Origin of the sequence: Treponema berlinense (assembly GCF_900167025.1) — a bacterium.
GTDB lineage: Bacteria > Spirochaetota > Spirochaetia > Treponematales > Treponemataceae > Treponema_D > Treponema_D berlinense.
In genome coordinates this window covers 104,291-130,807 of record NZ_FUXC01000004.1, presented here as the reverse complement: position 1 = coordinate 130,807, position 26,517 = coordinate 104,291, and the positions used below count along the sequence as shown (strand labels likewise).

23 protein-coding genes are annotated in these 26,517 nt (G+C 40.4%); 12 read left to right on the top strand and 11 right to left on the bottom strand.

Annotation, left to right across the window (positions count from 1 at the left end; genetic code table 11):
* Positions 1-200: 200 nt before the first annotated feature.
* Positions 201-767: a pseudouridine synthase gene (locus B5D47_RS04970; protein WP_159443491.1), complete on the top strand. Its 567-nt coding sequence runs from the start codon at positions 201-203 to the stop codon at positions 765-767.
* On the opposite strand, the gene prmC is transcribed toward B5D47_RS04970, so the two are convergent.
* Both prmC and prfA read right to left on the bottom strand, forming a co-directional pair.
* A complete protein-coding gene (prmC, locus tag B5D47_RS04965; RefSeq protein WP_078930725.1) occupies positions 737-1,732 on the bottom strand; it encodes a peptide chain release factor N(5)-glutamine methyltransferase in 996 nt (331 codons plus the stop codon). The genes B5D47_RS04970 and prmC overlap by 31 nt on opposite strands.
* A 15-nt stretch (positions 1,733-1,747) precedes the next feature.
* Positions 1,748-2,824 (bottom strand): peptide chain release factor 1, encoded by a 1,077-nt coding sequence (gene prfA / locus B5D47_RS04960; protein WP_078930724.1) that lies wholly within the window; start codon positions 2,822-2,824, stop codon positions 1,748-1,750.
* Positions 2,825-3,266: 442 nt separating this feature from the next.
* Here prfA and B5D47_RS04955 point away from each other — a divergent pair, with 442 nt between their 5' ends.
* Positions 3,267-3,911: an ankyrin repeat domain-containing protein gene (locus tag B5D47_RS04955; RefSeq protein WP_078930723.1), complete on the top strand. Its 645-nt coding sequence runs from the start codon at positions 3,267-3,269 to the stop codon at positions 3,909-3,911.
* 74 nt (positions 3,912-3,985) lie between these two features.
* Here the strand turns inward: B5D47_RS04955 and B5D47_RS04950 are convergent, their stop codons facing one another.
* Positions 3,986-4,900 carry a right-handed parallel beta-helix repeat-containing protein gene (locus tag B5D47_RS04950; RefSeq protein ID WP_200806550.1) on the bottom strand — a complete coding sequence of 305 codons (915 nt, stop codon included), beginning with the start codon at positions 4,898-4,900 and terminating at the stop codon, positions 3,986-3,988.
* A gap of 437 nt (positions 4,901-5,337) precedes the next feature.
* On the opposite strand from B5D47_RS04950, the gene B5D47_RS04945 reads away from it, so the two are divergent.
* Positions 5,338-7,392 carry a tRNA uridine-5-carboxymethylaminomethyl modification enzyme MnmG/GidA gene (locus B5D47_RS04945; protein WP_078930722.1) on the top strand — a complete coding sequence of 685 codons (2,055 nt, stop codon included), beginning with the start codon at positions 5,338-5,340 and terminating at the stop codon, positions 7,390-7,392.
* On the opposite strand, the gene B5D47_RS04940 is transcribed toward B5D47_RS04945, so the two are convergent.
* From B5D47_RS04940 to pepF, 3 genes are all read right to left on the bottom strand, one after another.
* Positions 7,389-8,318: a hypothetical protein gene (locus tag B5D47_RS04940; RefSeq protein ID WP_078930721.1), complete on the bottom strand. Its 930-nt coding sequence runs from the start codon at positions 8,316-8,318 to the stop codon at positions 7,389-7,391. The genes B5D47_RS04945 and B5D47_RS04940 overlap by 4 nt on opposite strands.
* Complete coding sequence (gene add, locus B5D47_RS04935; protein ID WP_078930720.1) at positions 8,315-9,337, bottom strand: adenosine deaminase; 1,023 nt, start codon at positions 9,335-9,337, stop codon at positions 8,315-8,317. The genes B5D47_RS04940 and add overlap by 4 nt, the downstream gene beginning before the upstream one ends.
* A gap of 158 nt (positions 9,338-9,495) precedes the next feature.
* A complete protein-coding gene (pepF, locus tag B5D47_RS04930; RefSeq protein ID WP_078930719.1) occupies positions 9,496-11,289 on the bottom strand; it encodes an oligoendopeptidase F in 1,794 nt (597 codons plus the stop codon).
* A gap of 194 nt (positions 11,290-11,483) precedes the next feature.
* On the opposite strand from pepF, the gene B5D47_RS04925 reads away from it, so the two are divergent.
* Positions 11,484-12,905 (top strand): lyase family protein, encoded by a 1,422-nt coding sequence (locus B5D47_RS04925; protein ID WP_078930718.1) that lies wholly within the window; start codon positions 11,484-11,486, stop codon positions 12,903-12,905.
* A gap of 125 nt (positions 12,906-13,030) precedes the next feature.
* Here B5D47_RS04925 and B5D47_RS04920 read toward each other — a convergent pair whose 3' ends face one another.
* The gene (locus tag B5D47_RS04920) at positions 13,031-13,297 is read right to left on the bottom strand and encodes a DUF1858 domain-containing protein (RefSeq protein WP_078930788.1); all 267 of its coding nucleotides are present in this window, start codon (positions 13,295-13,297) and stop codon (positions 13,031-13,033) included.
* 158 nt (positions 13,298-13,455) lie between these two features.
* Between B5D47_RS04920 and B5D47_RS04915 the strand changes: the two genes are divergently transcribed.
* Both B5D47_RS04915 and B5D47_RS04910 read left to right on the top strand, forming a co-directional pair.
* Positions 13,456-15,441 carry an NAD(+) synthase gene (locus tag B5D47_RS04915; protein ID WP_078930717.1) on the top strand — a complete coding sequence of 662 codons (1,986 nt, stop codon included), beginning with the start codon at positions 13,456-13,458 and terminating at the stop codon, positions 15,439-15,441.
* A 129-nt stretch (positions 15,442-15,570) separates the two neighbouring features.
* Positions 15,571-16,491, top strand: coding sequence for a diacylglycerol/lipid kinase family protein (locus tag B5D47_RS04910; RefSeq protein WP_078930716.1), 921 nt, complete (start codon positions 15,571-15,573; stop codon positions 16,489-16,491).
* A 65-nt stretch (positions 16,492-16,556) separates the two neighbouring features.
* On the opposite strand, the gene B5D47_RS04905 is transcribed toward B5D47_RS04910, so the two are convergent.
* The 4 genes from B5D47_RS04905 to B5D47_RS04890 are packed head-to-tail and all read right to left on the bottom strand — an operon-like array spanning position 16,557 to position 21,002.
* Entirely contained in the window at positions 16,557-17,132 is a 576-nt protein-coding gene (locus tag B5D47_RS04905) for a DUF4340 domain-containing protein (RefSeq protein WP_078930715.1), read from the bottom strand.
* A complete protein-coding gene (locus B5D47_RS04900; RefSeq protein WP_078930714.1) occupies positions 17,129-19,192 on the bottom strand; it encodes a GldG family protein in 2,064 nt (687 codons plus the stop codon). The genes B5D47_RS04905 and B5D47_RS04900 overlap by 4 nt, the downstream gene beginning before the upstream one ends.
* A 33-nt stretch (positions 19,193-19,225) precedes the next feature.
* A complete protein-coding gene (locus B5D47_RS04895) occupies positions 19,226-20,011 on the bottom strand; it encodes an ABC transporter permease subunit (protein ID WP_078930713.1) in 786 nt (261 codons plus the stop codon).
* 13 nt (positions 20,012-20,024) lie between these two features.
* Positions 20,025-21,002 (bottom strand): ABC transporter ATP-binding protein, encoded by a 978-nt coding sequence (locus B5D47_RS04890; RefSeq protein ID WP_078930712.1) that lies wholly within the window; start codon positions 21,000-21,002, stop codon positions 20,025-20,027.
* Positions 21,003-21,286: 284 nt separating this feature from the next.
* Between B5D47_RS04890 and B5D47_RS04885 the strand changes: the two genes are divergently transcribed.
* From B5D47_RS04885 to B5D47_RS04860, 6 genes are all read left to right on the top strand, one after another.
* Positions 21,287-21,808: a COG2426 family protein gene (locus B5D47_RS04885; protein WP_078930711.1), complete on the top strand. Its 522-nt coding sequence runs from the start codon at positions 21,287-21,289 to the stop codon at positions 21,806-21,808.
* Complete coding sequence (locus tag B5D47_RS04880; protein WP_078930710.1) at positions 21,798-22,397, top strand: M48 family metallopeptidase; 600 nt, start codon at positions 21,798-21,800, stop codon at positions 22,395-22,397. Before B5D47_RS04885 ends, B5D47_RS04880 begins: the two co-directional genes overlap by 11 nt.
* Before the next feature lie 131 nt (positions 22,398-22,528).
* Positions 22,529-22,972 (top strand): flagellar export chaperone FliS, encoded by a 444-nt coding sequence (fliS, locus tag B5D47_RS04875; protein ID WP_078930709.1) that lies wholly within the window; start codon positions 22,529-22,531, stop codon positions 22,970-22,972.
* Positions 22,973-22,975: 3 nt separating this feature from the next.
* The gene (gene flgN, locus B5D47_RS04870) at positions 22,976-23,464 is read left to right on the top strand and encodes a flagellar export chaperone FlgN (protein ID WP_078930708.1); all 489 of its coding nucleotides are present in this window, start codon (positions 22,976-22,978) and stop codon (positions 23,462-23,464) included.
* Between the two features lie 149 nt (positions 23,465-23,613).
* Positions 23,614-25,791 (top strand): ATP-dependent zinc metalloprotease FtsH, encoded by a 2,178-nt coding sequence (gene ftsH / locus B5D47_RS04865; protein WP_078930707.1) that lies wholly within the window; start codon positions 23,614-23,616, stop codon positions 25,789-25,791.
* A complete protein-coding gene (locus tag B5D47_RS04860) occupies positions 25,791-26,474 on the top strand; it encodes a LolA family protein (RefSeq protein ID WP_078930706.1) in 684 nt (227 codons plus the stop codon). The genes ftsH and B5D47_RS04860 overlap by 1 nt, the downstream gene beginning before the upstream one ends.
* Positions 26,475-26,517 lie beyond the last annotated feature (43 nt).

The window sequence follows — 26,517 nt, the reverse complement described above, 5'->3', positions numbered from 1 at the left end:
AATTTTGTTTTAACGAGAAAAATCTGTTCACCAAAAGGCAAACAGAATTTTCTCTCTTTACATTTTTGCGCCATCCGTGGCGCAGTGTTTTTTATTTAAGATTATGATTTTTTATAAAATTTTCATAAAATTGCGTTCCTATAATTCAAACTCCTGTTATGCGTAAAAAACATATTCCTAAGATTAAATTTTATTTTCTCATGAACAAGAAGTCTGGTTTTGTCTGTTCTACGGTAAGCGACAGGCGGCAGACGGTTTATGTGGCTTTTCCAAAAGATATTTTGGCTGACGAAAATGGCGCAAAGCTTCATTCTGTTGGCAGGCTTGACGCAGACACGGAAGGACTTTTGCTTTTTACAAACGACGGCAAACTTTCTGATTTTTTGACGCGGCCTCAAAACAAAATCGAAAAAACTTATCTTGTTGGACTTAAAAATTCAGTTTCCTCTTCTGAGCAAAAAAATTACGCTAAAAAAGCAGAGAATGGGCTTGTTCTTCCGCCAGAAAAAAAAGCAGGTGAACAAAAAAGCGGTGGAGCAAAAATCGACTGGTTAAACGAAAATGAATGCAAAATCACTCTGACAGAAGGAAAATTTCACGAAGTAAAAAGAATTTTCCGTGCGCTTGGAAACGAAGTTGTTTTTTTAAGGCGGATAAAAATGGCGGGACTTGTTCTTGACGAAAGTTTAAAACCCGGAGAATACAGGACTTTGACCGAATCAGAAATTGAAGCTCTTTACGCAATGCTAGAAAAAGCAAGGCTATGAGGTTTTGTTCCGGTTACATCTCTGAGCATGTCGTTCAGGTCTTTTTCGATGTGAACGTTTTTAAAACCCGTCTTTTCAAAAAGTTTTGCGGTCTGTTCGGCATTGTATTCTCCAGTTTCCATTATCAGAGTTCCGCCACAGACAAGATGCTCAAAACACTTGGGAACAAGCCTTTTTATCAAAAAAAGTCCATCTTCTGTTCCAGAATATTCTCCGTCAGAGCCAACATCGCCGTCCAAAGCAAGCAAAGGTTCGCTTCTGCCGTCTTTTAAAAGTTCAAGACTCTCAGAATGAGGAACATAAGGCGGATTTGTCAAAATGTAATCAAAAGAAAAAGGTACGTTTTCAAACAAATTGGACTGAATAAACCGGATTTTTAAAAGAGCGGAAGTCAGGTTTTCCGGATTGTTTAATTTTTCGCCTTTACCCAAAAGCCTTTCTGCGTTTTTTTTGGTAATTTCCAAAGCATCTGCCGAAATATCGACAAATGTCATTCTTGGCAGGCAGTTTACCGAAATTCCGTCATTTTCTAAAAGCGCCTTGAGGACAGAAATTCCAACGCAGCCGCTTCCGCTGCACATGTCGCAGATTTCGGGAATTTTTTTTATGCTTCCATCTTTATTTTCGTTTTTTGAATAAAAAAGCGCGAGAGAATTTAATGCCTGGTCAATGAGAATTTCAGTGTCTGGTTTTGGAATTAAAACTGCCGGTGTTACATAAAAATCGTAACCGTAAAATTCCTTGTGTCCGGTAATATAGGCAACCGGAAGTCCTGTTTTTCGCCGCTTAATTGCATCTAAAAAGTTTGTTTCCTGTTCTTTTGACAGATTGCAATCCCGTTTTAAAAGGAGCTGCGTTCTGTCAAAACCTGTAACAAACTGCAAAAGCACAGAAACGTCCAGGTCGGGAGAAGGAGAGTTTTTAAGCTGCTCCTTTCCGTATTTTTTTGCCTCAAGAATATTCAAGGTTGTATTTCCGTTTTATGCGTCAAGTTCTTTGAACTGTTCTTCTTTTGCGTAAACGTTCAAAGCGTCGAGCATTTCGTCCATGTTTCCCATCATAAACGAAGGCAGGTTGTGCAAAGTCAAGTTGATTCTGTGGTCAGTTACGCGATCCTGCGGATAATTGTACGTTCTGATTTTTTCAGAGCGGTCTCCGTTCCCAACCATATTTTTGCGGGCAGCAGAGCGTTCTGCATCGAGTTTTGACTGCTGAAAATCAAAAAGACGGGCGCGCAAAACTTCCCACGCTTTTTCTTTGTTTTTGATTTGCGATTTTTGATCCTGCTGAATTACAACAATTCCGGTCGGAATATGAGTAAGGCGAACAGCAGAGTCGGTGGTATTTACACACTGGCCTCCAGGACCGCCGGCACGCATAACGTCAACACGAACATCACCCGGATTGATTTTTACATCAGCTTCTTCGGCTTCCGGCAAAACCGCAACCGTAACGGTCGAAGTCTGCAACCGTCCCTGAGATTCAGTCTGCGGAACACGCTGAACACGGTGAACTCCAGATTCCCAGCGCAGAGTTCCATAAACAAATTTTCCCTGAATTTGAGTTACGATTTTGTTAAAACCGCCGACTTCAGTTTCCTGCGCTTCAAGATTTTCGTATTTCCAGCCCTTTCTTTCGCAAAGATGGCAGTACATTTCCCACATATCGCGCACAAAAAGCGAAGCTTCGTCGCCACCGGCAGCAGAGCGGATTTCCAAAATAATATTTTTTTCGTCGAGAGGATCAGGCGGAATCAGTTTGAGCTTAAGTTGTTCTTCAAGAACAGGAACTTTTTCTTCGAGTTCTTTCATTTCTTCACGGGCCATTTCCTTCATATCAGGATCATCTTCGGCCGTAATCATCATTTTGGCATCTTCAATGCCAGACAGACATTTTCTGTATTCGTTTCCAACTTCGAGCACGTCAGTCAAATGCCCATGTTCACGCATAACATCCTTGTATTTTTTCTGGTCTTTAACAAGGTCTGGATCTTGAACCATTTCGTTAATTTGTGCAAAACGTTTATCCAGTTCATCAAGTTTCTTTAGTAAATCCATTCCCACATCTTACAAAAAACACGCGGATTTTTCAATTATCGCGCAATTTTAACCAAAAAAAACAGGACGGCATTCCACCTAAAAAACGGAAATCAGCCAGACATTGCGCAGCAAATTACCTAAAAACCGGCTGCTTTGGGTTCGGTAACCCTCATTGGCACAAAAAAACAGGTTAGTTTAGAAACCAACCCGTTTTTCCGTGCCAACTCCGCCCGCCGCATCCGGCGTAAGTTTCGCCTTCAAATCAAAAAAACAAAAATTGACAAATAAAACAGTTTGTTATAAAGTTTAGAAAAAGTAAGAACTAGAATAAAAATAGGGCGTATTAAAAAAACATTGTTTTCTTGGCACGATCATTTTTATTATATGCAAGACAACGGTGCAGATGGCACAAATTTTTACGAAAATTCAAAAAAATTAAATCAAATAGGAGCGGCAAAAGTTGTTAAAAAGTAAATATTTTTGCATTGCGGTTTTTGCCGCTTGTCTGTGGTTGTTTTTTTGCTGTAAAAAAAATGATGTGCAAGACTTTCTTGCTCATTCTCAAAACGAAAATGCTGTTATGCTTGCTGTGCAGTCTGGAAATTGCGGTGTTTTAAGGGAACTTTTACAAGACGGTCAAAAACCGGACGCTTTTTCGAGTGGCAGAATAACGCCTTTAATGTGGGCTTGCCGTTGCGGAAATTTAAAACAGGCTAAACTTCTTATAAAATATGGCGCAGATCTGGATTTGGAAAGCAGCGAAGGAATAACTTCTTTTGAATATGCATGCATTTCTAAAAATCTTTCGCTTGTAAGGTTTTTGCTAAAATTCAATCCGGATATAAATCACTTTAACAAAGGCGACATGACTCCTTTAATGACTGCTTCTGCCCAGAATTTTTCTGCGCTTGCAAAACTTCTTATAAAAAAAGGCGCAGATGTCAATTTGCAGAATTCAAACGGCGACACGGCGCTTATGTTTTCGATTTATGCAAATTCTTCAAAAACCACAACTCTGCTTTTAAAAAATGGGGCAGATCCGTTTATAAAAAACAACGATGGATTGTCTGCTTTTGATATTGCGGGCAAAACTGAACTCAAATAAAAAAAGTCCGCAAATGCTGCAGAATGCTGCAGGAGGAGATGCACTTGCGGACAGAAAGTCATTTGAAATTCAGATTAGTATTTTGTTCTGCTTGAAATTTGACCTTCTTTGTTGTTCTTTACAGTGCAATTTGTAATTGTCTGCTTTGCGGTGTTTCCGTTGGCATCAATTCCGTACTTGAGGTTATATGTTGATTTGCATGAAAGAACTCTGTGGCTTACATTTTTGTATTTTGAACCGAGCTTAAATCCGTTTCCGTCGCCGTCAGGTGTTGTCTGGAGCGAAGAATTGATATATCCGTTGTAAGAGGCTTCGCAATTGTTGAGAGTTACCGGATATGCCTGGCTGTAAAGATCCCAGCCGTCGTCAGAATTGTATTTTGCAACACAATAGTTGAATTTGATGTTTTTTCCGCCCGAAAGTTTTGCTGCAAAACCATCGGCATTTTCGCCGTTTGTCGCTTTGTCGTAGTTGTAGTAAGATTCACATCTTGTGATTGTTACGTCGTGAGCCGAGTTGTAAACCTGAAGTCCTGAGTCGCCGTTATAGGTGAATTTGCAGTATTCGGCGCGGTTGTTTCCTCCGAGCTGGAAAACCATTCCGCAGTCTGAAGCTTTTGTAACTGTCAATTTTCTGATTGTCCAGTAAGAGCCGTTTACTTTTACGCCCCAGCCTGTAAATGCAGAGCAGTTGAGCGTTTTTCCGTTTCCGTCAAGTGTGATCACTTTTCCAGAAGAACCGCTTCTTAAAAGCTGAAGCTGCTTTGTAAGATTGATGTTTGCGGTCAGTTTGATTGTGTCGCCTGGATTAACTTTGTTTGCGGCTGTGTACAAATCAGAAGCTGTTCCTACAGAATAAGTTGTTCCCGAAGACGCTGCACGGCTTGAATCAGAAGAAGATTCAGAATTTTCGCTTAAATCGGAACAAGACACGAACATTGCTGCAGCCGAAACCAAAGCTGCTGCCATTAAAAATTTGGTTACTTTCATAAATAACACCTCACTTTTTTTAATAAACGTCGTCTCACGTAGAATAACTATATATTATAAACCGCGCAGTGCTTTTGGATTAAACAGACATCGTTTTTGGATAAAAAGAAGTTTTAAGCATATTTTATAAAAAAATAGAAAAAATATTACGAAGAAATAGCGGTAAAAAACGGTTTGTTATATACTGTGGTAAGAATTTGTAAAAATTGCTGATATTTTGAATAAAAAAGACGCAAAAAACAAAAAAAATGCACCAGCCCGGAGGAAGACTGGTGCAAGAAGCAAAGTAGGAAGTTTTTTTGTAACATAAAGAGATTGTTTTTTGTCGCTTTATACTTGGAAAAACAACGTAAAGGGAAAAGGTTACAAAAAAATATTTTTTTGAGAATTTTATTTTGGATTTGATACAGAACTTTGATTTCACTATAATTTTTCGTATGTCTTTTTATGATTCATTTGATGTTGCTGTAATTGGCGGCGGACATGCTGGAACAGAAGCCTGTCTGGCCTGTGCCCGAATGGGGCTTAAAACTCTTCTTGTAACTCAGACAATTGATTCGATTGCCCGCTTGAGCTGTAATCCTTCGATTGGTGGCGTTGCAAAAGGAAACATTGTCCGGGAAATCGACGCTCTTGGCGGCGAAATGGCCAAGCTTATAGACAACTCGATGATTCAGTTTCGTATGTTGAATAAAAGTCGCGGTCCGGCCGTTCAGTCGCCTCGTTCTCAGGCAGACAAAATTCTCTATGCTTCTTTGGCGCGGCAGACTATCGAGACAACGCCAAACCTTTCCACTTTGATGGATACGGTCGTTGATATTTTGACAACGGCTTCTTCTTCTCCATTGCCTCCGGACAGCGATACTTCCGCAGAAAAAGGCTCTATTCCTGGAGAATTCCGCTCCGAAAGTTTGACGGAAGCTGCCCGTTCTGGAAAAAGACAAAAAGTTACTGCGATTGTTACAGAGCGCGGAAGAATTATTCCTGTTCGCTCTGTTGTTCTTACTACCGGAACATTTTTGGGCGGACGCATTTTTATCGGTGAATACGACGCTCCATGCGGAAGAATTGGCGAAGGCGGTGCTTTTGGTCTTACTCATTCGCTCAACCGCCTTGGATTTACAACTGGCCGCCTAAAAACTGGAACACCTCCGAGAATTTTGCGTCATACAGTTGATTTTTCAAAGGCTGAGCTGCAGGAAGGCGATGAGGAAGTAATTCCTTTTAGTTTTGATGATGAAAAAATTGACCGTCCGATGGTTCCTTGTTATCTGGTTTATACAAACGAAAAAACCCACGAAATTATCCGAAAAAATATAAATCGTTCTCCTCTTTATTCCGGAAAAATCAGCGGAATTGGACCTCGATACTGTCCTTCAATTGAAGACAAGGTAATGCGTTTTGAAGAGCGCGACAGACATCAGCTTTTTGTCGAACCTGAAAGTTTGCAGACGGATGAAATTTATCTTAACGGTTTGAGTTCAAGTTTGCCGGAAGAAATTCAGGATGCTTTTTTGCGCACAATTCCTGGTTTTGAAAACTGCACGGTAAGCCGTCCAGGATATGCCGTTGAATACGATTATGTTGAGCCGACTCAGCTTTATCCGAGCCTGGAAACAAAACGCGTTGCCGGACTTTTTGACGCTGGTCAAATAAACGGAACTTCTGGTTACGAAGAGGCTGCCGGCCAGGGACTTGTTGCAGGAATTAACGCCGCTCTTTATGCCAGAGCTCACCAAAAACTTTGCGGACCTCTCTGTTCTCCATCTTCTGGAATGGGACAGGCTCCTGCAAGTATGGAAAAAGGCGCTTTTCAAAACAAGCCCGGCATGACAGACGAAGAAATTGCGGCTTTTGCGGAAATTTCTGCCAGAGAAACAAAGGCGATAAATTCAGCCTTGCAGAAAGCGCAGAGCGACAGCGGTTACGAAAATTTTGAGTCGATTCCTGAATGGGAACCTCTTATTTTGGGACGAGATGAAGCTTATATCGGCGTTTTGATTGACGATTTGGTTACGCTTGGAACAAAAGAGCCTTACCGGATGTTTACCGCTCGCGCCGAGTACCGCCTAAAACTGCGGCATGACACAGCTGACCGCAGGCTTAGCGAAAAAGCCTTTGCTGTTGGCTTAAAAACCGAAAAGCAGATTCAGTCTATGCGCGCAAAATATGCTTTGATTGATGAAGCCGTGGCGCTTTTGCTAAAGAAAAAAGACGCTCAAAATCCAGGTTACGCGCCAGAAATTTGGAAAGTTGCCCAGGAAGATTTTAAATACAAGTATTATATCGAAAAACAGGATGCCCGCGTTGCAAAAATGCACAAAATGGAAAACCGCAAGATTCCGGCAGACTTTGATTACGGAGCAATTCCTGCTTTGAGCGCCGAAAGCCGCGGAAAACTTGAAAAAATCCGTCCGTTGACGCTCGGACAGGCAAGCCGGATTTCCGGAATCCGAAATTCAGATATTATGCTTTTGATGGTTTATCTTTAGCAGTTTTTTAAGATAGAGAGCATTTCTTCTTTTGTAAAAAGCCCGGTGTTGCAAAGTTCGCTTGCAAACTGGCTGATTGATTTATTAAAAAGAAGAATGCTCTGCGTTCCGAGAAAAGTTTCTATTCCTGCTTCTAAAAATGAACGCATTCTTTTTGCCTTTTCTGAAAAATCCATTTTTTTGTCTTTGAATTGGGTTTCCGGCGTTATAACAGTTTGAATTGAGTTTTTTTTGAGCAAAGCTAAAATTTCGCCAGAATTTGCCGCGCTGTCTGCGTTGATCAGAACCTGTGGCTCAAAAAAATCCAAAACCCTAAAAAAATCATTTGCCGAATCGCAAGGACTTAAATTCACCCGAATTTTTAAGCCGTTTTTTTTTGCGGTTTGAATCAGTTCCTTAAGTTCTGCTGAATTTTCCGTCAGGCTAAGGATGTTTTTTCCATAAAAATAAATTCCTTTGAACAGTTCTTTTGAATTTTCGTTCGATAAAAAGGATTTTGCGAACTGCAGGGTGTTTTCCCTAAAATCAGCTGAATCGGCGTCGAGTGCGAAAAAAGCGTCTGATTTTGTGCGGCCGCTGTATTTTTGAATCTTAGTCTTTAAAAGTTGGAAGAATTCACAGTTTTTTTCGCAGTTTTGAAAAAGCTTGCTGTCGATTGCTGCGTTTGTCTGAATTATGTTGTCGGCAAGGTTTTCGGAAATTGAAAGAAACAGAAGTTTTTTTATGTCGTCTTCTGTTGCGATTCTCATAGAAGTGTATTCGTGAACCTGACTGCGCATTTCGATTTTGACAGGCGAGCCGTCTTCTGGAAAGTCCGGGACATAAAATCCTGCCCATGTAACAAAAGAAGGGTAGCGCATTCCTAAATCAAGGCTTGAATGAAAATCTTTTTTTGGAAGCTTTATAAAATCTGCAACTGACGTCATTTTTTGTTTTTCCAGGCTTTTTCAACTTCGGAAATGGCTTTTTCTTTTTCTATTTGGCTTAAAAACGACGCTTTAAAACTGTTTAGAATGACTTGTTTGAGTTCTTCGTGCGAAAAATTCATCTGGCTGTAGGCGTTCCAATATTCGTCCAAAAGTTCAACTCCGAAGAAAAGCGGATCGTCGGTGTTGAGAGTTACGAGCATTCCCCGGTCAAAAAAAGCACGGAATGGATGTTCTGAAAGAGATTTTACAAATTTTTTTGTAAAAACGTTGCTTGTCGGGGCAACTTCAAACGGAATTTGCTTTTCTGCGCAAAAATCCATAAGTTTTTCGTCCTGGATTGCAGAAATTCCGTGTCCAATTCTTTGCGCATGGCAGATTTTGAGCGCATCCCAGATTGACTGCGGGCCCTGGTCTTCTCCAGCGTGTGCAACTGCATGGTATCCGGCGGCAAGCGCTTTTTCAAAAACAGGACCGAAATCTCTTGAAGGACCTTTTGATTCTGCGCCTCCAAGTCCGATTCCTATAAAGCCTTCAAATGGATTTTCGCTGAACATTTTAAAATTGTTTTCGGCGTTTTCAAGCCCAAAAGTCCGGCTTACATCTCCAGAGAGCCAGACTGTAATTCCTGTTTCGTCTTTGATTTTTTTTATGTTTTTGGCGAAATTTTTTGTCATTTCTTTATACGAAAAACCTTTTTTTATAAAGGCTGAAGGAGCAAAAAAAGCTTCGCAGTGGATTATTCCATTTCGCAAAAGATAATTTTTTAAGTCTTCAAAAACAAGGTCAAAATCGCTTACTTCCGTAAATAAATCCTGAACTTGCAAAAATGCGGTAATAAAACCGTTCAGATCCGAGTATGAAAATAATTCTTCCAGCGAACTGTCAGAAAATTCAGTTCCGTTCTTTTTTAGATAGAGCTTTTTGATCGATTCCTTGCTTATTACGGCTTCGATGTGAATGTGAATTTCTGCTTTTGGAATGTTTCTGTAGAATGAATAAAATTCTTTTTTTTCCATACTTCTGTTCCTCGCAAATTTTCTGTCAAAACGCCATTGAACAGCTGTTTTTCAATGAACGTTCCGGCAGGCACTGCAAAAAAATGCTGTACCATTGCCGTTAGATTATCGGCAGAAAACCTGCCGTTCTTTAATAAAATCCAAAGTCCGGGAAAAAATTAGAGTTTTTTTAAGTCATCGACAATCTGTGCAAAAGTGTCCAATGCGTCTTGCACAGGCTTTGTTGAAGACATATCAACTCCGGCAATTTTTAAGCTTTCGAGCGGATAACGGCTTCCGCCAGACTTTAAGAATTTAAAATAATCTTCTTTTTCTTTTTCGCCGCCATTCGTAACCCTTTTTGCAAGAGCAAGGGCTGCCGAAATTCCGGTCGAATATTTATATACATAGAAAGAATTGTAAAAATGAGGAATTCTCAAGCCTTCCATGTCGCTTTCTTCTTCAAAGACCATTTCCGGACCAAAATATTGAACTAAAAGCTCGCGGTAGATTTTTCGCAGAATTTCGGCGTTGAGAGGAGTTCCATTTTCGACAAGTTCATGGGCCTTGAGTTCAAATTCTGCAAACATTGTCTGCCGGTGCAGGGTTGCAAGAATGTCGTCGGCGCGCATTGCCAGAAGGTAGGCTTTCATTTCCTTTGTTTTTGCGTTTTTTAAGAGATATTCAAAGACAAGCTCTTCGTTAAAAGTCGAGGCAACTTCCGCTTCAAAAATCGTGTAGTCGTAGCACATAAACGGATTGTTTGTCTTTGAAAAATAAGAATGCATTGAGTGTCCGCCTTCGTGGGCCATTGTAAAGACGTCGCGGATTGCATCGTCCTTGTAATTTAACAGAATGTACGGATAGCCGCGGTAAGCTCCTGAACTAAATGCGCCGGAACGCTTTCCCTTGTTTTCGTAGCGGTCAACCCAGCCATTTAAAAGACCGTCGCACAAAATGTCGGTATATTCTTTTCCGAGCGGAGCGAGCGCGTTGCGGCAAATTTCTACGGATTGTTCATAACTTGTTTTTGTTTCAACGTCTTTTACGAGCGGAACATAAACGTCGTAATGGCGAAGTTCGTTCAAACCGAGCATTTTTTTTCGGAGCGAGTAATAATCGTGCAGGGCCGGCAGGTTTTTGTGAACAGTGTCGATTAAATTTTTATAAACAGCCGGTTCAACTTTGTTTGAATAAAGGCTTGCTTCGAGGCTGGAATTAAAACCTCTTGCGCGTGCATAAAAAATGTCAGAATTTACGTTTCCGGCGTAAAGCGAAGCAATGACGTTCTGATGTTTTACGAACGACTTATAGAATTTTTTGTATGCGTCTTTCCGGACATTTCTGTCTGGATTTCTGATTAAAAGAGAAAAAGTTGACTGTGTTAGAGGTTCTTCTTTGCCATTTACAGTCACGCTTTCAAAATCCATGTCAACGTTTTCGAGCAAACTGAACGCATTGTCAGGAGTTTGCAAGGCTTCGGCGGCAAGCGAGAGAATTCTCTCTTCTTTTTCGCTTAAAACGTAAGGTTTTTCGTGCAGTTCTTTTTGAATAAAGATTTTGTAGTCGGCAAATTCCGGCAGGTTAATCCATTCGTTGAGTTTTTCGTCAGGAATTGCCATTAGTTCCGGAGAAAAAAACGAGGCTTCTGCGCCGGCTTTTGCATAAGCCATCATCGCTCTGCCTTCCATATCCTGGAAAGAACTGTCGCTTTCGTCGGAAGTGTGGCAAAGGCTTGCGTAGCAGTAAACGGTTTCGAGGGTTTTAAAAAGCTCTTCGTAGGCTTTGAGCGCATTCAAAAGCGATTGTGAAGAATCTTTGAGTTTGCCCTTAAAACTGGCGAATTTTTGTGTGAGAGGAGCAGTTTTGGCAAGATCAGCCTCCCACTCCTCGTTGGTTTTATACAAAGTAGAAAGATCCCATTTGTCAGAAGCCGGGATTTCGCTGCGATTAGGAATTAAAGAATTAGACATACGATAGATAATAACACAAATTTTGCAAAAGTAAATAAATTGCGTTTTTTGTGTTTTGCGGTAGGGATTGGAAGGGCGGCGAAGCCGTTGCGGAGCAATGCCAACCCTGCAAAGCCCGACGGCACTTTGTGCCGGACCGCCCGGATTTTTCTTCTTATTGAGAAATTGGGCGTAATTTATTATAATTTTGTCTTATGGAAACTCGTAACATTTTTGAAAATCTTTCTTGTATCGACCACCGCTATTCTATTTCGGAAAAGGCGGTTTTTGACGGACTGTCGCAGTATATTTCTGAACAGGCTTCTATCCGTTCTTGCGCTAAATGCGAGGCGGCTCTTGTAAAGGCGCATTTGAAGGTTCGCGGCCAGCTTACTGACGAACTTGCTAAAAAACTTGACGATGTTGCTTCTGCGATTGACCCGGAAGAAGTTTATGCTGAAGAAGAAAAGACTAAGCACAATATCCGCGCTCTTGTAAACGTGATGAAGACGAAGGTTGATTCTAAAATCGGACCTCTTATTCACCTCGGAGCAACTTCTGTTGATATTTTGGATACGGCTCTTTCTTGTCGTATGCGCGATGTTACTAAAAATGTTGTGCTTCCTGAACTTAAAAAACTTGAAAATTATCTTTGCGACATTGCAGAACGCGAAAGCGCAACTCCTCAGGTTGGACGCACTCACGGTCAGCACGCTGTTCCTATTACTTTTGGCTGGGAAATTGCAGAATTTGTTGCCCGTCTTGGTAAATCAATCTTAAAAATCGAAGAACTTTCTGACGACCTGGTTGGAAAACTTGCCGGTCCTGTTGGTTCTTACAACGGTCCTTCGATGATTGTAAAAGATCCTGAAGAACTTGAACGCATTTATACTGAATTTTTGGGACTTAAACCGTCTGAATATTCAAACCAGCTTGTAGAAGCAGAACACGTTCTTCGCCTCTTGCTTGAGATGAATGTTGCCTTCGGTATTATTGCCAATTTGGCGGACGACCTCCGCAATCTTCAGCGTTCAGAAATTGGCGAGGTTTTTGAATATTTTGCTGCAACTCAGGTTGGCTCTTCGACAATGCCTCAGAAACGCAATCCATGGAACTCTGAACACGTAAAATCTTTGTGGAAGGCTATGTGTCCTCGCGTAATAACTTTCTATATGGATCAGATTTCTGAACATCAGCGCGATCTTTCAAATTCTGCAAGCCAGAGATTTATTACTGACTATATTGCCGGCTTTACAATGGCAGTAAGCAGAATGAATTCTGTCGTAAAAGGATTGCAGGCTGACCGCGACAACATGGCAAAAAATCTTGAAAGTGCTGGTGGAAAAGTTAAGGGTGGCGTTCTTGCTGAACCTGCATACATTCTTCTTGGCGAAGCCGGATACAACGACGGACACGAAATTATCCGTCAGATTACGCTTGAGGCAGAAAAGTCTGGAAAAACTTTCTTTGAAGTGCTTAAAACTCACGAAAAAGAATATGCAGATATTACAACCCAGCTTGAAAAACTTGGCGTAGAAAATCCTGCAAATTTCTTTGAACATCCTGCAAACTACTGCGGACTTGCTGCAAAAAAATCAGCTCGCCTTGCAAAAAAATACCGCGAGTTGATGAAATAATCTGCGCCTTGGACGGTGCATTTTTTTGGTTAACGCCCGTATAATTTTTTTTCCGAATTTGAGTGAATTAAAAAATTATTCGCTTAAATTCGGATTTTTTTTGAAAAAAATTGTTCGGAGCGCTTTTATTTATCTTCGTTTTGAATTTCCGCCTGATGTAAAAAATCCTTTAAGTCTTCGATAACTTCGTCTGCGTTTAAACCGTGAACCATTGCCGCTTCTTCGAGTGTTTCCATTTGAGAAGCAAAACAACTTATGCAGTGCATTCCCATGAGCATGAGAGGTTCGGTAAGTTCAGGATAAAATGCTACAAGCGTGCTTACGAGCATGTCTTTTGTAAGTTCCGGTTTTTCGGTTTTTTCCTGATTTTTTATATCGTTTTGATTTTCCATTTTATTTTTATCCTCAGTTTTTAGATTGAATTCCGTTTGCGTATCTTGTCCGAAATTTAACCTTATAAGAAAATTTTCTTCAATAAAGATAATAATTTTTTTTTGTGATGTGTGCAAATCTTGCATAAAAATAATGTTTTTTTTGATATAGTAATTATATGAAGAATTTTGGGTTTTTGCGTGTTGCGGCTGTTTCGCCGGATGTTGTTGTTGGAGACGTTGAGCAGAATGTGCTGAATATTTGCCGGTGCATTGACGAATTAAAGCAAAAAGGTGTTCAAATTGCAGTTTTTCCGGAACTTTGTATTACGGGCTACACTTGCGCCGACCTTTTTGAGCAGAATCTCCTGCTTGAAAGTGCAAAAAACGCTTTGACCGTGATTTTGGCGCATACTCAGGGAATTGCGGTTTTTGTCGGTTTGCCGTTGCGCTCATTTTCTGGTTCTCTTTACAATGTTGCGGCTCTTTTGAGCAATGCCGAAAAAATTCTGATTTATCCGAAAACTTTTATTCCAAATTACGGCGAATTTTACGAAAAACGCTGGTTTACGCCTTTTGAAGCAAGTTGTGGTTGCAATGAGCAAATGTTTGACTGGCCGGTTGGCGGACTTTTAAAAATAAATGACGATTCAGGTTTTACAGGTGCGGTTTTGGCGGCAGAAGTCTGCGAAGATGCCTGGGTTCCTCTTTCTCCTTCGACAGTTTTTTGTCTGAACGGAGCAAATGTAATCGTCAATCTTTCGGCTGGAAACGAAGTGATTGGAAAGGCTTCTTACAGGAAAGACTTGATTTTGGGAAACAGTGCAAAAAATGTCTGTGCCTATGTTTATGCAAATGCGGGAATGGGAGAATCGACACAGGATTTGGTTTTTTCGGGACATTCATTGATTGCCGAAAACGGAAGCCTCCTCGCAGAAAAAAAGCCTTTTGACGAAAAAAATAAATTTATTATAAGCGACATTGATATTGAAAAAATAAATCACGAACGCATAAGAATGGAAACTTTTTCGCAAAATAGCAGTTTTTTTAAAAATTCTCAAAGCTCAAACCAGTCTTTGCCGGCAAAATTTCAGGAAATAACTGTAAAAAGCACAGATTTTTTGAAAAATGAAAATCTTGAGCGGAAAATTGACGGACATCCTTTTGTGCCTCAGGTTCAGGAAAAAATGTGGGCGCGTTGTGCAGAAATCACGCAGATGCAGGCCTGGGGGCTTGCAAAGAGAATAAGGCATACTGGAGTTGAAAAAGTTGTCGTGGGAATTTCTGGCGGACTTGATTCTACTTTGGCTCTGCTCGTTGCCTGCCGGGCTTTTGATATTCTAAAAAAAGAGCGGAGCAATATTGTTGGAATTACGATGCCGGGTTTTGGAACTACTGGGCGCACTTACGAAAATGCAAAGATGCTTGTAAAAAGTTGCGGGGCTTCGCTTGAAGAAATTTCTATAAAAGAAGCGGCTAGCGGTCATTTGAAGGATTTGTCGCATGCGCTTGATGTTTACGATGTTACTTACGAAAATGCCCAGGCCCGCGAGAGAACCCAGGTTCTTTTTGACTGGGCTAACATGCACGGCGCAATTTTGATTGGAACTGGCGACCTTTCTGAACTTGCGCTCGGCTGGTGCACTTACAATGGCGATCAAATGAGCAATTACGGAGTGAATAATTCGATTCCAAAGACTTTGGTGCGCTGTCTTGTTCAGTATTATGCGGATTTTGTTTTTAAGGAAAACGAAAAACTTGCAGAAACCTTAAATGATATTATTGATACTCCTGTAAGTCCTGAACTTTTACCGCCCGACAAAGATGGAAAAATTGCCCAAAAAACAGAAAATACTGTCGGCTCGTATATTTTGCACGATTTTTTTCTGTACAACTGCGTGCGAAACGGTTTTTCGCCTGAAAAGATTTATTTTCTGGCGAAAATTGCGGTTAAACAGAAAAATCTTGAGCCGTTTAGCGACGAAACGATAAAAAATACGCTTAGAATTTTTTATAAAAGGTTTTTTGGCCAGCAGTTTAAGAGGTCTTGCATGCCTGACGGTGTAAAAGTTGGAACTGTGAGCCTGTCGCCGAGGGGCGACTGGCGTATGCCGAGTGATTCGTCGGTTGAACTTTGGTTAAAGCAGGTTGAAAATCTGAAATAAAATTTGAAAAGACTAAATCGGAGAGCGCAAAAGCGGCTTTTTACACAATTTTTTGTTTTTGCTGTTTTGTTGTTTTGTTGTTTTGTTGTTTTGCTTGAATTGAACCAGATTGTGTTTTAAAATCGAAGAATGTTTTATTTTATAGTGAATGAGCACGGTGGCTCAGGACAGGCAGTCGGAGTTTGGAACAGGGTTCAGAAAATTTTAGATGAACGCGGTGTAAAATATCAAAAATTTGTGCCAGAAACAAAAGGCTATGCGGCGGTTTTGGCGGAACAGATTAGCGAAAAAGAAGATGATGATATTCGCCTGATTGTCGTTGGCGGTGACGGAACGATTAACGAGGTTTTGAATGGAATCCGCAGTTTTGAGCGGTTAAAGTTTATGGTAATTCCTACTGGTTCGGGCAACGATTTTAGCCGCGGATTGGGTTTGCCCTTAAAAAACACAGAAAAAGTTGTCGATATGATTTTGAATTCGACAGGAATAAAAACAATTGACCTTGGAATGGTCGAGTCTGGTGGAAGAAGACGGATTTTTGGAATTTCATCGGGACTTGGACTGAATGCTCTTGTCGGAACGGAAATTAACCGCTCAAAAATCAAAAATATAATGAACAAGCTGCATTTGAATTCTCTCAGTTATGCCGTTATGACGGTAAAAACGCTTTTTACAATGAAGACTTCGACTTTTAAAGTGAGCTTTGACGGCGGAGCACTCCAGGAATTTGACAGGGCGATTTTTCTTGCTGCGATGAATTTTCCGTGCGAGGGCGGAGGTGTTCCAATGGCGCCAAATGCAAATGCAAATGACGGAAAACTCTCGTTTACTCTTGCGGCGAGAATCCCAAAATGGAAGTGTTTTATTGCGTTTCCTTTTTTGCTTGCGGCAAGGCAGGATTTAATAAAAGGATTTTTTATGAAAGATGCCCGGACTGTAGATGTGTTCACCTCTGAACCAAACGTTAGCCACACTGACGGCGAGCTTTTTGGAAAAGTGAATAAAATTCACTACGAATGTCTGGCTCGAAAACTAAAAATTTTGCTTTAGTTTTTGTTGTTTTTAAGGCGAATGCGCGGACTTTTTATAGTCCGCGTTTTTCGTTTTAAATGCCGTTAATTTTCAGACGTTTGTTCTTCAGCCTGCGGTTGTTCAGACTGTGGCTGTTCAATTTGTTGTTCAAGGTCTTCGGCTTTTACTTCAAAAATAGAACGCAGGTTTCTGTCTGCAAGCAAAGTTTCCGGTTTTTCGTCGAGCCTAATATAAGAAGAAAGATTTGTTTCAGAATTTTTGCCGATTTTTAATGTTCGGATTGTTTTTCCAGACTTTTCTGCTTTGACGGTAAGTGTCTGGGAATCTGTAAAACCATACCTGTCGAGTTCGGAAGCGGCCGGAGAGCGGCTTACTGTTCCGAGTGTTTTTATGTTTTTGATGGCGTCTACCAGAGCTTCGATTTTCTGGTCATCGCCGCTGTTTTTTTCTTCACCTACGTACCACAATCCGCCTTCATAAAAAAGTTTTACGGTTTGCGAAGAGTTTTCGATTATAATTGTGTCCGGTTTTTCCCGCAAAATAAAGTTTTTTACAGGAGAACGAGAGCCGGTTACAAGTTGAACGGCGTAAATCGCTGCAAGAAAGGCGATTGCCGTCAATAAAACGATTTTTCTTATTTTTGCATTTTTTAAGTTCATTTTGTTTCCTCTGTCTTAATTTCGCGGCTGTCATCTGGATTGTATTTTTCGCGGATTGCCTTTTTCTTAGCTGTAATTTTTGCAAGAACTGCAAGACCGCACAGCGCAACCAAAATTACAAGTCCAAATTCGTTAAAATATTTTGCAATGTCTGCCGAAATGCCTTTTTTAACTTTTAAAGTGTTTAAGCTCAAGCCTTTTGTCCGCATTGAACACAAATCAATTTCGCCGTTCATGTAATCGATGACGTTGCGCACAAACATTGCAACCGGCTGTCTGCCGCTTTCGTCCATGACTTGTCCCGTTGTGATTTTTGAAGAACCTGTCACAAAAATTTTGCCGTTTTGAACGCTTTTTGCGTAATGGTCGGTAAAATTAAATTCGCCGTTCTGCTCTTCTGCTGGATTTTTTTCAAAAGCACTTTTGAATTTTCCTTCTACGAGAACTGCAAGGTTTTGGCTTTGCATTGCGCTTTTGTCGGCCGGTTTTCGAATCATCTGAGGAATTGCTGTAACGTTGTCCTTGACGATCCAGCTGTTTTTAGAAGATGAAGCAAGAACCGTAACTTTTGCGTCTGCGTTTTTTTGAGCGTCTTCTGCGTTGACAGAACTGTTCTGAAGCATAATCACATAGCCAAGATTTTTTGTAATCGGGCTGTTTTTTGCGAGGTTTGATTTTTGAAGCACTGGAGCAAAGTAGAGCGGAGTTGAACCTGAACGCTGATCCTGGTTTACATAGCAGTTTTCGTCCATGACGTAATCTTTTCCGACAGAAATTCCGTATTTTGAGAGAATTGTTTCAAGACCGTTGTCGACAGGTTTGTACTGCGGAAGCTGGTAATATGCGTTTTGTCCCTGCGGATAAACTTCTTCAAACTGGTCGTCAAAAATAATTAAATTTCCGCCGCGAAGCAAAAACTGGTCGAGTTTGTAAAGTTCAATTTCTTCAAATTTTTCTTTTGCGCCGTTTATAACGACACTTTTTATGCCGGAAGGAATTTCATCATCTTTTAAATTTAAATCCTTAAATTCGTAGCGGTCAGAAATAATTGAATTGAAAACCGCCGCGTTTACCTGCGACTGTGCGTTTTTGTAGTCGAGTTCGCGGTGTCCTGTCACATAGCCTATAATATTTGGTTTAGAAACAAGGCTTTTTAAGTTTTCGCTCAATTCGTCTTCAATGCTGTCTGTTCCAGAAATTATGTTTCCAAAAAACGAACGCGCCATTTTTACGTTCAAAAGCCTAAATTCCTGTCCGTATTCAAGAACAAGCCCGATAACTCCAGTTTTTTCGCCGTCGGCGTCCTGCCAGTTCAGGCTTTGAATTCCGTATTTTTCGACAAGTTCCGGAATTTCTTGCTCAGAAGGATCTATTGTTTCAAATTCGATTCTGTCCATGTTTTTCGCGTTTACAGATTTATATGCGGCAGAAACGTTTTTTTCAAGATTTTTGAGGCCGTTTATGTTGAACTGCTCAAGTTTTTTAGTCAGATAGAGAGTAAGCTTTGCTTTTCCCTGCAATCCTGCAAGAGCCGAAGTTGTGCTTATAAGACGGCTCATTGTGGTTGTGAGAGTGTATTCAAGGCCGTCGGCAGAACTTAATCCGTCGATTATTTCTGTGCGGTCGGCGTAACTTACAGTCAAAGCCATCCAGACCTGCTTAAAGCCGACTTCGTTGTTCTTTAATTCTTGAATTTGAACTTGAGAGATTCCATAATTTCTTGCGATTTTTTGATTTTCTTCTTTGTCCATGTCAAAAAATTCAGCGGAAAAATTTGAATTTGAAGCGCCTTTGTATTCGACCAGAAGATCGCGGATATACTGATCGATTGTGTTGTAGGGAGCCGGCAGATTTTTTGTAAAAAATACTTTTATCGAAAGCGGTTGTTCAAGATTTTTGACAATCTGCCTGCTCGACTGCGAAAGCGAATAAGATTTTGGGGCTGTAAGGTCAAGGCGGAAAAATGCCTTTGAGCATACAAGATTTAAAAGAATAATTGCAGTTAAAAAGAGAAAAATGTCGCTTTTTGGACTTTTTAACCATTCAATAAATTTTTTCATATTGTTGTTTTAAACTCCAGTTTTATAGAATTTTTATTTTTGACCGTTTTTTACAGAGCGGACAGTCAGCGCAAAAAAGATAACCGTAAGCGAAACAAAATAAACAATGTCGCGGCTGTCGATAATTCCGCGGCAAATAGATTCAAAATGGCTTAGCGAAGAAAGGTAAGTCACCGTTCTTACAAGAAAAGCCGGCAGAAAAACCGCAAAATTTGAAAGCAGAGTCAGAATTATGCAGATTGCAAAAGCCTCAAAAAAAGCAATAATCTGGTTTTTCGTTGTGCTCGAAGCAAAAATTCCAATCGCGCTAAAACCTGCTGTTAAAAAAATTGAACCGAGATAACCGCCCAAAATCGGGCCTGCATCAGGAGAGCCAAAAATAAAGCAGGTTAAAACGTAAAAAAGAGAAGGAATTAAAAGTACAAGACCAGAAATAAAGACAGCCAGAAATTTTCCTGCGACAACATCAAAAACTGTCACTGGAAGAGTGAGCAAGGTTTCGAGAGAAGTCGATTTTTTTTCTTCGGCAAAACTCCTCATAGAAAGGGCTGGAATAAAAAAAGAAAAAAGTACCGGCAAGAGCCCAAAAAACTGTCTTAATTCTGCGCGGTTTGCAAGAAAAAATGTATTAAAAAACAAAAAACCGGAAGCCAGCGTAAAAAGTCCGGTAACGATATAAGCAATCGGGCTGGAAAAATAAGATTTTAATTCGCGGCACATAATTACAAAAGCCGGATTTTTTGCCTTTGTCCTTGAACTTGTCTTTTCCGTTGAACTTGCTGTGGAGAGCGGATTGTTAGATTCTAAAATATCAGTCATTTTTGTATCCTCTTTATTTTTTTTCGGTTAATGCGTTTTCTGCAGGCGAATCTTCCGTCAGAGTATGGAAAATATCTTCAAGACTGTTTCTTCTGAGCGAAAGTTCATAAAGTTCAAAACCAGCCTTGCCCACAGCCTCTGCAATCTGCGGCCTGATTTCAATATTATCTTTAACCTGAACAAGAACTCCTGTTGTTTTTTCGTTGTGTCCAAGACCCGCATTTTCCGTTTTTTCCGCCGTAACGGCGCCAACACCGTCAATTTTTTTCAATGTTTCAGAGAGTTTTTCAAAACCGCAGCCAGAAACTTCAACAAAGACACTTGCGCTGGTTCCGTATCGTTCCCTCAGTTCTCCGGTCGGACTGTCGGCGACGAGTTTTCCGCCAGAAATAATAATAACCCTGTCGCAAATCATTTCCACTTCGCCGAGAATGTGTGTCGAAATAATGACAGTCCTTGTTTTTCCGATTTCTTTAATCAGTGCGCGCACTTCGCCAATTTGGTTCGGGTCAAGTCCGGAAGTCGGTTCGTCCAAAATTAAAATTTCCGGATCGTTCATCAATGCATGCGCAAGTCCGACTCTTTGCCTGTAACCGCGGCTCAAATCAGAAATATTTTTGTGCATAACTTCTTTAAGTCCGCATTCCCTGCACAAAACAGGAACTTTTTCGTCAGGATTCTGTCCCTGAATCTGGGCAACATAGCGCAAATAATCGTCAACAATCATTTCGCCGTACAAGGGCGCGCTTTCCGGCATGTAACCGATTTTTTTCTTGCATTCGACGGCGTTTTCTTCAATATTTTTGCCGTCAATCTTAATCAAACCGGAAGTCGGCTGCAAAAAACCGGTAATCATTCTCATCGTCGTTGATTTTCCGGCGCCATTTGGCCCCAAAAGTCCAACAATTTGTCCTGTCGGAATCGAAAAAGTGATTTCATCGACAGCCTTAAAACTCCCAAAATGCTTTGAAAGCTTACAAACTTCAATCATTTAATTTTACCTCTTTTTGGACGGCATTCAAATTTTTATCCGAATTTTGCCTGTCTTGGCGCTGAATTTTCCCGAATTTCCGGCTGCTACGGGTTCGGTAGCCCTCATTGGCGGCTTCGCCTCCAACTGCGCCCTTCGCATCCGGCGTAAGTCCACCGTCAGCATTTGTAAACTACAATAAAATATAACAAAAAAACAAAATTTTAGTTACGCAAAACTATAGCGATAAGCAAATACAAAATTCACCACTTTTATAAAAAAACATTGTCCTGTATATTAGGACAATGTTAAAAATCTTTCTTATTGTTTTTGTTATTTCGATGATTCCGCTGATTGAACTTCGTGGCGCTATTCCTGTCGGAGTTGCCCTTGTCTCTTCTTTTTTGGGGCTTGGCGAAGAATCTCTTTCTGTAAAATACATTGTTTTAATAAATCTTTTTTCAATGCTCGGAAATATGCTTCCTGTTCCGTTTATCTATTTTTTTGCCAGAAAATTTCTTGAATGGGGAAGCTCAAAAAAATACATTGGAAAACTGTGCAATTTTTTTCTTGTAAAAGGTAAAAAAGGCGGCGAAAAACTTGAGCAAAAGGCTGGCAGCGGCTTGTTTTTTGCGCTTTTTTTGTTTGTCGGAATTCCATTGCCAGGAACAGGCGCATGGACAGGCACTTTGGCTGCCAGCCTTCTCGACATGAAGCCGCGCCAGACCGTTCTTGCTGTTTTGAGCGGAGTTTTCTTAGCGGCAGTTGTAATGACCCTTGCTTCTTGCGGAGTTTTTGGCGCGGCTGGAGCAATTTTTGGAAAATAGCGGCATAAAAGTCAAAATAATTCGCAAAAATATGCGTTCAATCCGTCTTCACGTAAACCGTTTTGGAGAAGTTGTCTGCACTGCGTCTTTTTTGGAAAGCGAACAAAAAATTCAAAAATTTATCGAAGAAAAAAAAGACTGGATTGAAAAAAGTGTTCAAAAAGTAAAAAAATCAAGGCAAAACAGCGCTTCCTTAAATCCGGACGGAGTTGCGGCAAAGTCGGGCTTTTTGTCTTCCGACAGAATCCGGGGACAAAGCAATTTCAAGTATTCAGCCTTGTGGAAAAAATCTGCGCTTAAAAATTTTATGCAGAGCGCCGGCAGGCTTTCTTCTTTTTTTGAAAAAAAAGCGTTGCCGGAATTTACTGTAAAAGGGCGGTCAATGCACTCAATGTGGGGCAACTGCAACACAAAAAACAAGACAATTACCTTGTCCTGGGAACTTTTTAATTTTCCTCAGGAATGTATAGACTATGTTGTTTTTCACGAAATGACTCATTTTCTGTATATTTATCACGACAAAAATTTTTATTCCTATATAGAACGCTATATGCCTGATTTTAGAAAAATCGCCAAAAACTTATCTTAAAAATTTTTCTAAAACACTTTTTTCTTTCTTTCCTGCTAAACAAAAAAATTCACTTGCCGAAAATATAATGAAGAATATCTCTAAAACTGCATTTTTAAAGATTCTCTTCTATAAGATGTGGGAGGCTAAAAATGGGATTCATCAACAATGCTTATGCGGCATATCAAAACACAGGAATAAAAACAGCGAGTCAGGGAAAGCTTGTTGTTTTGCTTTACGAAGGCGCTATAAAAAATTTAACCAACGCATTGGAATGTTTTGATTCAGATTCAAAAATCGAAGCAAAAAATATCGAAAAATTTGGAAATTATATAATGAAGGCTCAGGATATAATCAGTGAGCTTCAGGCAAGCCTTAACATGTCGGCTGGCGGAGAAATTGCTTCAAACCTTATGTCGCTTTACATTTATTTTAACCGTGAACTTATGGCGTCAAATATCAACAAGGACAAAAAAAAGATTGAATTTGTCCTCAATATGCTTAATCAACTGTCTGCTGCTTGGGTTCAGGCGGCAAACAGTCAGTCAAATGCTGTAAACACCGGTTTTGGTGGCGGTCTTAATATCGAGGGGTAATTTATGGAATTAACTCAGGCACAGATTGACGAAAGAATTGCTGTTTTAAAACGTTTTAGAACTTTGCTTGAACAGCAGCGCAATAAATTTAGAGAATATCTGCATGTGCTTGAGTGCCAGCAGAATAAGATTGAAGAAGAAGACGGAGATGCGCTCGTAGCTCATGCTGAACTTGAACAGCAGATTGTTTCAAATATTTCAAATTTGCAGAAAGTGATTGAACCTATGCAAAGCATGTATAACGCGGTTTCGCACGGAACAGAACTTGGCGCAGAAGATAAAAACAGCGTAAAAAGAATGCAGGCGGAACTTGCAGATTTACAGAGAAAAGTTCTTGCTCAAAATGCACTCAATCAGGATTTATTAAAAAAACACATCGAAAGCGTAAAAAAACAGCTTGCAGAAATTCATAATGCCAATCCATATTTTGGAAAGCGTTCAATCTATTCAACAACTGCCGCAGTAACTGGAAATTTTGTTGCCGAAGCGTAGTTTTTCTGTTTGTATAATGATGCAAATTTTATTATATTTATAGTGTGCCAATCTAAAATTTTCCTCTGGCAATTTTTTAGAAAGTCTGGCAAATTTTAAGACGTTACGATACAACGATTTTATCAACACTATAAATTTTTGAGGAATAAATGAGCGACGATCAGAAAAACGAACAGGACAAACCGTCATTTGTGCCGGAACCAAAAGAAAAAAAAGACGAAAACAAACAGAAAAAAAACTCCGAAAAAAAGCCGGCAGACAAAAATAACGAAAACAAGCAGAATCCTCAGGATTTTGATCCGTATAGTTTTTTTAAACTTTCAATTGATGAACCGGAAGATGGCGGCAAAAACGGTGGAAAAAAGCCTTCCCGCTTTCCATTTTTTACAATGCTTGCCGTTACAGTTCTTGCGCTTGCATTCATCAATATGTTTTTGCTTCCAAAAGCCGACAACACGATTCCTTTTTCGGAATTCCGTAATCTTGTAGAAGACGGAACAATTGTCTATGTCGAAATGGGCGAAAATTCATTTACAGGATATGGAGTTCCTGTCGCCGAGAATACAACTTCAGCTCAAAGCGATACTTCTGATTCAGTTTTAAAATCGCCTCAGCTTCCATGGAACAAAATTCGCAGGGTTCAGACCGAAAACCGAAAAGTCTACCGGACAACTGGCGTTTTAATGCAGGATTTTGTTTCTCTTTTAAACGAAAAACATGTTGAATATAAATTTATCATAAAACAGACAAACTGGTTTGTTCAGCTTCTGTTGAATTTTGCATTCCCGATTGGAATTCTCCTTTTAATGTATTTCTTTATTTTCCGCAAAATGGGCAGCGGAATGGGTGGAATGGGTTCAATTTTTGGAGCAGGCGGAAGCCGTGCAAAGACAGTTGAAGAAGGCAAGGTAAAAACACGCTTTTCTGATGTTGCTGGCGTTGACGAGGCAAAAGAAGAGCTTGTCGAAGTTGTTGACTTTTTGAAAGAACCAAAAAAATATACTGACATTGGCGGTAAAATTCCAAAAGGCGTTTTGCTCGTTGGTCCTCCGGGAACAGGAAAAACTCTTCTTGCGCGTGCAGTTGCCGGCGAAGCTGGAGTTCCATTCTTTAGTATTTCGGGTTCGGACTTTGTAGAGATGTTTGTTGGTGTCGGAGCAAGCCGTGTGCGCGATTTGTTCCGTCAGGCCCGCGAAAAAGCTCCGTGCATTATTTTTATTGACGAAATCGATGCCCTTGGAAAAAGCCGCATGAACGGTTATGGCGGTGGAAACGACGAGCGTGAGCAGACTTTGAACCAGCTTTTGGTAGAAATGGACGGTTTTGACAACGAAAAAGGACTTATTATTCTTGCTGCCACAAACCGTGCAGATATTCTTGATCCTGCGCTTTTGCGTCCAGGCCGCTTTGACCGTCAGGTTCCTGTTGAAAAACCGGACGTAAAAGGTCGCGAAGACATTTTGAGAATTCACTCTAAAAACGTAAAAATCGATAAAGACGTTGATTTTGTTTCTGTTGCGCACGGAACTGTAGGTTTTGCCGGTGCAGACCTTGCAAACGTTGTAAACGAAGCTGCTCTTATGGCAGTCCGCAACGGCCGCAAAAAAGTAACAATGGAAGACTTTAACGAAGCAATCGACAAAGTTAGCATTGGTCTTAAAAAGAAGAGCCGCAAAGACAACAAAAAAGAAATGCGCCTTGTTTCTGTTCACGAAACTGGACACGCTCTTGTTGCCGCATTTACTCCGGATTTTGCTCCGGTCAACAAAATTACAGTCGTTCCGAGAAGCCATGGCGTCGGCGGATTTACACAATATCGCGAAGAAGAAGAAAAAAACTTTATGACTCGCAACGATATTATAAACGAAGTTGACAGTTGTCTTGGCGGACGCGCTGCGGAGGAAGTTGTTCTCGGCGACATTTCTACAGGCGCTTCAAACGACATTGCCCGTGCGACAGACCTTGTAAAACGCATGATTACAGATTTTGGTATGTCCAGCAAATTCAGAAACATGACGCTTGGAAAAGGTGTTTTGGGACATCAGGGCGCGGATCCAAATATTTACCGTGAATTTTCGGAAGAAACTCAGCGTTATGTCGATGAAGAAATTGCCCGCGTAATGAACGAACGCTATGCTCATGTTGTTGAATTGATGAAAGAACACAAAGATTTGCTTGAATTCATTGCAAACCGCCTTCTTGAAATCGAAACAATGGACGGAAAAGAATTCTACGAAATTGTAAAGGGCGAAGTTCATTGCCGTGAACTTGCAGAACAGGCAAAACTGAATGAAGAAAACACAACTTCAACTGATGAGGAAAAATAATGAAAAAAATATTTGTATTGATGGTGCTGATTTTTACCTGTTTTTCCGGATTTTCTGTTTATGCTCAGGGAATTTTAACCGCGGCGGCTTTTTTTCAGAATGTTTCGGCAGAATATGGAAAAATCGAAGATTATGAGGCCGATGTTTCAATCAAGACTGCAAAAAAAGTGATGGAAGGCCATGTAAATTTTAAACGCCCAAATCTTTTGCGCATTGATTTTACAAAACCAGACAATCAGGTAATCTGTTTTAACGGAGATTTGCTTACGATTTATCTTCCTGAATCCGCTGCGATTTTAAATCAGACAGTTGAATCTTCTGGAACAGGAAGCGCTGCAAGCCTTGCAACTGCACAGGGACTTTCTTTAATGAGCAGGTATTATTCTGTTGCGTACGAAAGCGGACAGGAAGCGGTTCCTCTCGAAGACGGAAGCACTGAAAATGTAGTAAAACTGGTTTTGAGCCGTCGCAATACATCTGAAGCGTTCCGCTACATCAACCTTGCAATTTTGCCGGAATCAAAGCTTATCCGCAGAATTGAAGCGATTACGCCTCAAAACGAAAAATTCCAGTTTGATTTTTCAAATTATTCGATAAATCAGGGAATTTCGGATCAGCGTTTTATTTATGATCCTCCAACTTCTGCTAATAATTACAACAATTTTCTGTTTACCGAACAGTAATTTGTAAAATTTTAATTTATCGCATTTTTTTTTCAGGTTGCTT